This is a genomic window from Segetibacter sp. 3557_3 (assembly GCF_004354985.1).
Lineage (GTDB): Bacteria > Bacteroidota > Bacteroidia > Chitinophagales > Chitinophagaceae > Segetibacter.
Window position 1 is genome coordinate 312090 of sequence record NZ_SMSK01000002.1, and the last position, 10540, is coordinate 322629.

Here is a 10540-nt window from a genome sequence, read left to right on the forward strand (position 1 = left end):
ATCGCACATCATCTAAACAATCTAACTATAATACTTACGCTGGGCTGCCACCAGGTTACAAGTGGTAATTAGTTCTTGGTAACCTTGTACTTTTTGTTCACCTTGGGGCTGTTAAAGTAGTTGTTCAACTCTGCTTCGCTGAGGGTACCGGTATCGAGTGTTGGAATATCGATTAGTTGTACCTGTATTTGTTTAAGGTCGTCTTTTAGCTTCTTTGTTTTAAAAAGTATTTCAGGATCCCGCTCGTTTAACAATGCGTTATCCGATAGTGAATACTCAAGTCGACGTATGCTGGTTCGAACAAGAGACGCGGAGTTTTGCTCATATGATTTAACCGGGGAAACAGCTTCTTTCACAGGCACCAGTGCGACTCCTACACTCGGTAAAATTCTGCCGATTTGTTTTTGCCCGTCATTACTCATGGTTGAAAACACGGTACCACCTAATGCTGTTGTACCCGACACCAGGTCAAAACTTGTTCGGGTGTTTTTTGTTTTCTTGATTTTTTTATCGAGTTCTTTAAAGGCGAACTTAAGCTGAAGTATGTAGTAATTTATGTCTTTTGCAACCTTTTGATATTCCAGGTTACGTTGAGGGTAGTTCAACGCATCTTTTACAAAAATCCGCACAACTGCTGTGTCTCTTACCAAAAATTTGTTTGTGCCGATAAATGTTACGAGCAGTAAGCGCTGTTTGGTGGTATCCCCATCTTTAATAAAATCGTAGGGCACCTTCCAACTGAAGTCATCATCACACTTACGCACTACGCGGTAATCTTTTAAGGGCAGGCTGGTGGTCGTTGAAATATTTTCTATCGGGAAATTGCCGAGTTCGCATTGCACCTTGAAACTTAAACTGTCGCCTTCATCGATATACAACACGCTGCTCACTGTTGGCTTTACCCTCGATACAATGATTTCGGTATTGTAAAAAACAAGCGTAAAAAAAGTATCTGCCTTTTCCTTCGGGTTAGCAAGGTTTTGAACACCCAATCTCACTTTATATTCATTGTCGTATTTCAACCTGCCTGACAAAAACAAGGATTTTTCCGCCTTGAATGATAACAGGCCATTGTCTTTGTTGATTTTAAGGCCAAGGGGTGCATTTCTCAAAAACCAATAAAAGCCCGACTCGTCTTTGTTGATGTCCAGCTTGTAAGTTAGGGAGGAGTCTACGTGCAGGGTGATATAGGGATTCAGGTTTGTTATCCGGAGGGTAGTGTCTTCAGGGATAGGAGCAACAGCAACGACGGTATCGATTTTTGGAACAGTATCCCGGTTAACGATGGTATCCCTTACCGGAACAACTTCCTGTGCAGCTCCTTGTAAAACCGGTATCGACAGGATAACCAGCAAACTTAAGAATCGTACAATCTTCAAAATCTGCATCATAGGCGCAATATTAAATAAATTTTAGCGAGGTGAATTTAATCGTACGGTCAAATAACAACCGCTTTAGACTTTATTTAGCAGTCGCAAATCCACTTTACACACCTAAAACAAAAGAAGAGGGCCTTTATTCAAGCAATACTAATATGCTGCTTAACCGCGGTATTTAGTTTGCATTTTCCCATTACTAAACAGCAATTTTTAGCCCTGTACTTACGAATCTCGTTATGCGGAGGTAAGAAAGGCGGAGCGCCCTGCCGATGGGAGTAATCGTCAAGTTGGTACAATCAAATCACGTCTGCGTGGTGTACTTACAGGGTTCGGAGTTGAAAAACTGCACTTCTTACCCGGGAAACCTTAAAGCCTTAGGTATGCCGGTGAATGGGTCAAGGCGAGTTCCTAAAATTATTGTTCAGGTACCTGGGGATGATTCTCTTTCAGCCACGCATAGTCGCAATCAAGTGAGTCCCGGTCCCAATGACCTGTTTTTGCTGCGGCCTCGTAAGTGCTCTGGCAAAAGGACAGTAACACCTCTTCCGGGTTGTTGGCAGACCTTACTGCTTCATAAGTAAGAAAAAATTCACCCATTTCGGGGCTGTAAAATGCTTGTTCTGGCTGTACGGGTTGGTGTTGGTAATCTGCAGGCGTAGGATAACAGTAGGCGTAAAATGCCGCTTCCGGAAAAGCATCGTTGCCTGGCCAGAAACCGCAACTGCTTACCTCGTGTGAATAGGCTTCCTGCATTACACGTAAGGGCATGTTGGGCGCACCACCCTGGTGCAAGGGCGCTTCTCTGCCCGAAAAGCGGGTATAAGCAAGGTCGAACGCACCCCAGAATAGATGCACAGGACTACACTTTCCTTTAAAGCGTGACCTGAAGACGTTGAACACATTATTCACCTTAACCATCGCAAGCCAGAAATTTTTTATCTTCTCCCCATCGTACGATTGATGTTCCTGATCCTGCGCAAACGGGATCGCCGTTTCCATTTCATTTGGTTTTTGATGGATCCTGGTTGTTATTCCCAGTATTGCCAGTTTTTCAAAAAGCTCATGATAGAAACTGGAAACCGAACGCGGGTATAGCGCCAGGAATTGATCTGCACCATCACTGCTCGGTATCCACAAACGATGCGCAATAAAGTCGAAGGATATCTCGAAAACACCGTTTTCGAAAGGCATGCTTCCGGTAGTAAACCCGGTTGCTGACACATATAAAGTAACATTCCATGAATGATTGATCCATGGCATTTGCTGGAGCCTGATCTTTCCAACAATTTGCATCCATAGCTGAACAGTTATTAAAGTGTCTTTCCACTCGGGATAATTCAGTTCGGGCCATTTGCCCTTTGTTGAGGCCTGGTGATTAGTCATGCCGAAATATACAATCTTTTACTTTCGGTTTATACTGCATAGCGCTGATCACCTTTCCGGTGCTTCTGCACGAGGTTTGGCTTCAACCCTATGCCTGGCATTTGAGCTATACATTGTCGAACGCTCATGCACTTGGCAGTCCCGATGTCCAGCAGAACGTTAACAATATTCAACTAATTCAGGGAGTCAAATCCTTACACGCGTCTTAACCCAGGTATATGAGGCTCTATATCTACTAATTGTAACAAGGGGCGGTCAATTTCTCAGGAGCATAAAAAGTTCAACGCTTACCTTTGGCAGATTACTATTTATTACCATTTGTTCAGCGGATGAGAAAATCATACACTTGTATAATACTTAGCTCTATCATTTCAGTCAGTGGCTTGAAGGCGCAATTCAATGACAGTACATTTTACCACACCAGCTACTCTACTACTGGCATAATCAACAAAACCAACGACGTAAGTTCTTACGTTTTAACCAATGCATTCCGCTTCAATGTCAGCAGAAATGATGTTCGGCTAAATGCTAATGCCAGTTGGATTTATGGTTCACAACAGAGCCGCCTTACAAACAACGACTTTACTTCTTCACTTGATTTTAATCTTTACAAAACGCTTCCACACTTTTATTACTGGGGCCTTGCTACCTACGACAAAAGTTTTTCATTGAAAATAGTCGAGCGTTACCAGGCGGGACTAGGGGCCGCCTATAATGTGTTTGACAAACCTGATTTTGCCCTAAACATCAGTGACGGGGTATTGTATGAAAACAGTAATCTCAAAATCAATGACTCAACAAACAACCGTTACAGGGTGTTTCGAAACTCATTCAGGTTGCGATACCGTCTCGTGGTAAAAGAGGTAATTGTGCTCAATGGTACAAACCTGTTACAAAATGCGCTGAATGCAAACAACGACTACATCGTCAATTCGGTAAACAGCCTCTCGTTTAAGCTACGCCGTTGGCTGAGTTTGACAGCATCGTCAACCTACAACCGGATACAAAGGACCAACCGGGAGAACCTTTTACTCACTTTTGGCTTTACAGCTGAAAAATACTTCTAGTTTTTTCCGACATGGTAGGTTTAGTTCTCAAGCCTGACTTTGTTATTATTCGTCCCAGATGATCGCTGCAATATGTAGCATGGGCATAGTGCGGGTTACACTGAAAAGATGTTTCCTTTGAACCCGGAACATCATCGCTTCCCGCCTCTTAGTATTGCACTCCAATCCCATGTTTTCATACAGGCAGACTTGTTCTGTTTTCGACAACTCGGAGAAATCTAAATGCAGCAAAAGCAATTACAAAGGTTCAGTCGAAGGTTTAAATTCAATATCCGGCGGTACAACTGTAAAGGCAACATCCCTGTTAGGCACAAATGTTGACAATGTTGTCGCCTGCAACTACTTCTGAACAACGATCAGAAAAATCGTAAAATTTTTCGTGCTTTACGAGTTTTAATGGCTGCAATGCAGGCCGCCATTTATTTTCGGTGGGCATTGCAACATAACATCATCTTAAAAGCAAGCATATGAAAGCAACTCACTTGGTGATTGTGACCTGTATGGCACTTTCAACAGTATCATGCGTAAGTCGAAAAAAGCTGTTGCAGGAGCAGCAACGTTATAATACTTTGAACACTTCTTATGGAGTGTCGCAAAGCGAACTTGAAAAATGCAGGCAGGCCGCTGATGAGGCTAGTGTTGCAAATGCGCGACGCAAAGCACAGTATGAGGCAGATATTGACAACCTGAATAAACAGCTTGCTTTCTTGAAGGAGAACAACAATACCTTCATCAACCAGTTGAAGGATCTTTCGGTGTTGTCGACTACCCAGGCCGAGAGCATAAAGAAGTCGATGGAAAATATCGGATCGAAAGATAACTATATACAGGACTTGCAGCGGGCCATGTCGAGAAAAGACTCGCTCAATATGGCACTTGTGATGAACCTGAAAGGCGCCCTGAATGATATCAATGACTCGGATATCGAAATCAAGGTGGAGAAAAGTGCAGTGTACATTTCGATCTCCGACAAGTTGCTCTTTAAAAGCGGTAGCTTCGACGTTGCCGACCAGGCCCAGACGGTCTTAGGAAAAGTAGCACAGGTGCTGAATAGCAAGCCAGACATAGAATTTCTGGTAGAAGGTCATACCGATAATGTGCCAATTAAAAACAACTGTATTGTAGACAACTGGGACCTGAGTGCAAAGCGGGCGACTGCTATTGTAAGAATTCTTCAGAACCAGTATAAGATTGAACCCAGGCGTATGACTGCCGGTGGCCGTTCGGAATACGTGCCCTTGCAGGGAAATGAAACTGCCGCAGGTAAGGCAGCAAACCGCCGCACCCGAATTGTTATTTTGCCGCAGTTGGATCAGTTCTTCAAATTGCTCGAAAAGCCACAAGGCTAATCACGACTTGCCAAAACAAAAAAGGCTGCGCAGATTGCGCAGCCTTTTTTGTTGGTGCCGTGGAATGCCCGGCATCCGATACCCTTAATCAGTAATGTCCTTTTCTTCAGGTCCTGAGGAACTTTTAAGTGTATGCTCCTCCTGCTGATCTGCTGCGTTTGCAGATTTGCTTTCCATATCCTCTGATGTTTCAACATTTTCACTTTCTGCGCTTATCGAAACGGATGTGCCGCTTTCGTTTAGCACAAATTCTCCGTCCTGCATATCGGCTAATCCTTTTTTCTTATCCATAAAAGTTGTTTTTAAATGTTTTGCAATTATTGAACCAGCAAATGCAACTACTTGTAACAGCCCAGGCGGAATGCATCAATTGTTATTGCATCTGTTTGCATCCAGCAAACCAGATCTTAGCCAGTAGCTATTGTAAAGCTTTAACCCAAACGTTTCCAGCGCCCTTAAATGGCTGGTGTAATTGCATATAATCGTTGGGCTCACCCTTACTTACTTTCGCTTTTGTTGCTGCACTTGCAGAAATGACTCAAACTGCTCCAGCGTAAAGCTGCTTAAATTGCGATCCTTTGTGAGACCGCCCTTTTGCGCCGCAAGAACCCCATACCGGATATCGCTGAATGCCTCTACCGCGTGTGCATCCGGATCAATAGAAATGAGCACACCTTTCTCAAGCGCGTAATCGATATAGTTCCAATCCATATCAAGCCTTCGAGGATGAGCATTCAGTTCTATCACAACATTGTGTTCGGCGCAGGCATCCACAATCGCTTTGTGATCCACAGGGTAACCATGACGGCTTAGCAGTAACCTTCCGGTCATATGACCCAATATGGTTGTATAAGGATTGGCGATGGCTTTTAACAAACGGGTCATCGCTTTTTCCTCGCTCATCTTAAGATTCGAGTGTACAGAGGTAATAACAAGGTCAAACGAAGCAAGAATGTCATCGTCATAATCGAGACTGCCATCATTTAAAATATCCGATTCTATACTTTTGAATATTTTGAAGCCTTTATACTTTTCATTTAGTTCGTCGATCAGCTGGTGCTGCGCCTTTATCCTGTCGGGAAATAAACCTTTCGCGTAAAAGGCAGACTTCGAGTGGTCACTGATTACCAGGTATTCAAAGCCCTTTTGAATAGCCGCTTCTGCCATTTGTGCAATGGTATTTCCACCATCACTCCAGTCACTATGCGAATGGATGATCGCCCGGATATCAGCTGTGGTTATTACCTCGGGTACCTGTTGCGCCGCAGCTTTATCAATAATTGCCGGCTTTTCCCGGAGGTAGGGCTCAACCCAGGCAACCCCGTGTTCGGTAAAAATGGACTCTTCTGAGTCGAACTGTTTGAGTTCATCCCAACCAAACCTGTTCTTCCATGTCGCAACAAATTCATTACTGCCGCTCGTTTCAAACAACCGGGTAAAGCGTAATTGCTGTGGGGTAATAAAAAATTCAAGGAGCACGTTTTCAGGACCTTTTGCCCGAAACACATCAGCTTCGATACTGGTTTCATAAATCTCGTTAGCAAAAGCCTGTAACAGCTCATTTGGTGTGGCATCAGTGATCCATTGCAATTTGTCGATGGTGAGGGTGTGTCTTCTGAATTCGCCGGTTTGTAGGAAAGTATTGTTCGGGAGCAAGTCTTTAAGTTTCTCTTCCCATGCCGCCCCATACGACTCGACCTGTGCAAACAGATAGCAGCCGGTATTACTTAGGTAGAACTCTATTGAGTCTTTGATGTTTGCCTGGGTTTTAGCACCAAATCCTTTGTATAGCAGGAGCCTGTTTTCGCTACAGGCATAAAGTAATTCACCAATTGTTTCAACCTCCAGTTCTTTCCAGATGGTGCAAATCTTTTTGGGTCCCAGGCCTTTTATCCGGAGCATTTCGAGTATGCCCGGCGGCGTTTTTTCGAGGTAGTTATCCAGGGCAGAAAGCTGCCCCGTTTCCAACACTTCAATTATCTTTTTGCCTATGGCTTCACCAACCCCCGGTAACGAGAAGATTTTATTTTGTGGTAATTCAGCAAGCTGAACGGGAAGCTTCTCTATGTTAAAGGCAGCCACCCCGTATGATTTTGCTTTGAAGCTGTTGTCAGCATGAATTTCCATCAGTTTCGACAGAAGTGAAAACTTATCTGCTATGGTGTCGTTATCCATGGCGTGAAGGTAGAAATTTTACCCTCGCATTGCCAATTACGATTCAATGTCGTTGACTTAAGAACTTTTTTTGGGAGCCGGCGTTCGGAAAACTATTGAGCATCGTTGTGTCACTCACTTGTACTTGCAGCTATTCTGTTCGGCTTTTTTTATCTGATTCTTAAGTAAACGACATCGAATTACGATTTAAAATATGGCAGCTTTCTGTCAGCCCTTTTCTGCAGGATTAATGTCAAAATCCATGATATCTTTTCGATAGTCCGGTGGAAGAACAGCAGCCTTAAGTAATCTATCCAGGTGAACTTTCCTGCTGAGTTTGTATGTGAAAAGCAGGGGAGTGATCATGGAGGTATTTCCAAAATTCAAGAGTTTTTTGACCTGTTCCGGAACAACCAATTTCTGTCCCTCAACCAGTAATTTATACCTGAATAAGCCAAGGTGTTTGCGGTATTGCCGGTAGAGGTCAATGCTGTACTTGCTCTTCTCAAGATTCTCCTCGAGGTGCACCTTTCGTACGGGTAACCAGTCGCGATAATTCGTGGGCAGGCCGGGAATATTCATCCGCAGCCCCATTCTAAAAAATACCTGGAAAACCTCTTCTTTCTCCGATGCTGTTAGTTTCCGTTCAAGCAGTTCATATGCTGCAATTGAATAATGAATCAACATAAACAGTACATCCCGGTAGGCCCAATCTGGAATTTTCGCACCTCTGCCAGCTTCGACTGCAGCATGAATGCTAGTGATTTTATCAATAGCCCTAAGAGCAGCGTCTTCTTCTGAAAACACTATTTCTCTTGCATAACGCACTGTTGATAGTAACCTGCGAAGCGGATCAGCCGGAAGCTTACCGGTAAAGTAAAGCCAGTCGACAGCTTTGTTCAGGGCAAACTCAGCGGCAGCGCCGCCGAAAATGAAAATGATGGTGTCACCTTTGCCCCAGATATCCCGAACGATCGAGCCCTTCTCAACAAAATAGTTCATGCTTAAGGCTGATTTTTGGTTGTACAATCGGGATCATAAAGTTCCGGCAGCGTGTCGGCCAGCAGGACACCATTTGGGATGATTCATTGGTGTTGGTGGACATGGCTAAAATAACGAAATGCCGGAATGGAAGACGTTAAAAACATGCTTTCAATCCGGCAATCTGTAAAGACGAAACAACATTAAAGTTCTGATCCGGTGTCGTAGGCCGGCCGGTCAGAAAGATAACCTGGAGCATTCGCCGATATGGCGCGTGATGCCGACTTTTTGGTAAATTGCCTGTCGACTAACTTCATTACCTCGGAAGCAACAAAGCCTCCAATAGCGTAGTATAACGTAGTCAGTGCTTTTGTTTTGTCGGTTCTTGCACTATGATTTTTATTCAGTCCGAGTTTTTCGGGCAGGTATATGGCACCGATCCCTGCAGCAAGACCCAGCGCAACCCCTTTAACATCTGTTCCCCCTTTACCCAACCCGGCAAGGCTGTAGTACAAACTGTTTCCAGCAATGTCTCCTGTCATGGCTCCCATAAACAACTTGTTCGCTGATGGAGGTGCTTCATTTACGTGGCCAAGCTCTTTTTCAAGTGCCTCCATGCCCAACAGATCTAAACGGGGAGCATCCTTATCAAACCTTTTAATTGTTTCGTGAACAATCGTCATTGCGACTGCTCCGGCGAGACCCCCCGCCAATGCTGAAATCAGTTTCATAGTGATTTTTTAATAATCTATAAAAATACAATGCCAACATGTGCTGCCAATTGGAAAGTGAGAGTCCTGTAATATAGCACATTGCCCCAATTTGCGGGATCGAAAATATGTAATGAAAAAGGCCGCTCTTTTTTAGAGAACGGCCCAATGATTATGTACGATTAGGAATACCCGGGTTAAAAAACAGGATCTTTCGGCGTGTTGGAATTGTTGTCTCTTTCCCTAAACGGATATGGGAAAAAGTTCCTTTTTCTTTCTGTTGTAGGTCGTGCAAACCGCCGCATATCTTCCAGCTTCAGGCCACTCATAAACAGTTCTATACACCGCTGGCTATAAATTTCGGTGAGTAAATCTGCTGCAGTTACCGGTCCGCTATAAGCAGTTTCATCAGCGCCGATGCCAAACGGATCGGCGGCTGCTCTTTTCGTCCTGATCTTATCGATTTCGACAACAGCATTGGCAAGATCGGGGTTCGCCTGCCTTACAAGCGCCTCGGCTTTTATGAGGGTCATTTCGCCGGGCAGGTAGTAGGGCCATGGAGTTGTAGAAGCCGCACTAAAGCCTGCTGCTCTAAACCGTGGAGCAATCGTAGGATTGATGGTGGTATAAAACTGAACACGCTTATCAGCGGTAGTTGGGCGTAGAGCTACCGGAAGCCCGAAAGTAGAGTCTACTGGTTGCAAAACGTTGTTTGTAGAAGTGACCGTTTCAAACATGGGATTGATACTTACCGCATCAAAAGCCATCGTGCTTCTTTTAGTAAGGTCAACAGCATTTGCAGCAGCCAGTGCAAGCGCATAGTTTCCACTGAACAGGGCATACCTTGCTTTTAGTGCATGCAATGTATTCAGGATATCTGTACCTGCCGGAATATTACCGGCAAAAGACGGGCTTATCGGGTTAGCGGCGATGGCGCTCAGTGCCCCATCAATACTTGCAATCGCGCGATTAAATCCCTGCATCCTGTCATTGAAGCTTACGTTAGTTCCAACCGTATCAGGTACCTGTTCCCAATACATCGACATACTGCCAAGCGCAAGTGCTTTGTAGATGGTTACATAACCAACCAGCCCGCTTGCATAGCCTTTGTCGCCGAGGTTTGCTGAAGCAGCAATTACACGGTTTGCATCAAGGATAATCTTGTTTGCGTTAGCCCAGATGTTTGCAAGAATGGTGTTTGTTCCGTCGACGGTAACACCACCTGTGTTTAGCTGCGCCTCCGGCAGGTTGCCGGTATTTAAGATGATGAGCTCATTGGTGACAAAGCCATTGGCGGTTACCATATTGTAAACCGTACTGGTTCTCGAGAAGGAATACGTTCGCTGTAAGCCAATGGCAACTGAGGTCATTCCGCGGGCAGAAGTAAAAACTTCTTCTTCCGGAGCTGCGTTAGGGTTTTTGTAATCTTTACTACAGCCTGTTGTGCCAATCACTAGGGAGATGGCGATACAACGTCCTATATTTTTAATGTTGCTGAAAATCATTTTTCTGGGTGT

At 44.4% G+C, this 10540-nt stretch carries 9 protein-coding genes; 2 read left to right on the top strand and 7 right to left on the bottom strand.

What is annotated here, in order from left to right:
- Positions 1-68: 68 nt before the first annotated feature.
- On the bottom strand, positions 69-1391 hold the full coding sequence (locus EXU57_RS05650; RefSeq protein ID WP_133267204.1) for a hypothetical protein: 1323 nt from the start codon (positions 1389-1391) through the stop codon (positions 69-71).
- 402 nt (positions 1392-1793) lie between these two features.
- On the bottom strand, positions 1794-2762 hold the full coding sequence (locus EXU57_RS05655) for a DUF5996 family protein (RefSeq protein ID WP_133267205.1): 969 nt from the start codon (positions 2760-2762) through the stop codon (positions 1794-1796).
- A gap of 293 nt (positions 2763-3055) precedes the next feature.
- Between EXU57_RS05655 and EXU57_RS05660 the strand changes: the two genes are divergently transcribed.
- Positions 3056-3829, top strand: a complete 774-nt coding sequence (locus EXU57_RS05660) for a DUF481 domain-containing protein (RefSeq protein ID WP_243745521.1) — start codon at positions 3056-3058, stop codon at positions 3827-3829.
- A 467-nt stretch (positions 3830-4296) separates the two neighbouring features.
- A complete protein-coding gene (locus EXU57_RS05665; protein WP_133267206.1) occupies positions 4297-5178 on the top strand; it encodes a flagellar motor protein MotB in 882 nt (293 codons plus the stop codon).
- Between the two features lie 84 nt (positions 5179-5262).
- Here the strand turns inward: EXU57_RS05665 and EXU57_RS05670 are convergent, their stop codons facing one another.
- From EXU57_RS05670 to EXU57_RS05690, 5 genes are all read right to left on the bottom strand, one after another.
- Positions 5263-5469, bottom strand: a complete 207-nt coding sequence (locus EXU57_RS05670) for a hypothetical protein (protein ID WP_133267207.1) — start codon at positions 5467-5469, stop codon at positions 5263-5265.
- 210 nt (positions 5470-5679) lie between these two features.
- Positions 5680-7353: a DNA polymerase/3'-5' exonuclease PolX gene (locus EXU57_RS05675; protein WP_133267208.1), complete on the bottom strand. Its 1674-nt coding sequence runs from the start codon at positions 7351-7353 to the stop codon at positions 5680-5682.
- Between the two features lie 207 nt (positions 7354-7560).
- Entirely contained in the window at positions 7561-8334 is a 774-nt protein-coding gene (locus EXU57_RS05680) for an oxygenase MpaB family protein (protein ID WP_133267209.1), read from the bottom strand.
- A 182-nt stretch (positions 8335-8516) separates the two neighbouring features.
- On the bottom strand, positions 8517-9044 hold the full coding sequence (locus EXU57_RS05685; protein WP_133267210.1) for a hypothetical protein: 528 nt from the start codon (positions 9042-9044) through the stop codon (positions 8517-8519).
- A 176-nt stretch (positions 9045-9220) separates the two neighbouring features.
- Positions 9221-10528 carry a RagB/SusD family nutrient uptake outer membrane protein gene (locus EXU57_RS05690; protein ID WP_133267211.1) on the bottom strand — a complete coding sequence of 436 codons (1308 nt, stop codon included), beginning with the start codon at positions 10526-10528 and terminating at the stop codon, positions 9221-9223.
- Between the last annotated feature and the right edge of the window lie 12 nt (positions 10529-10540).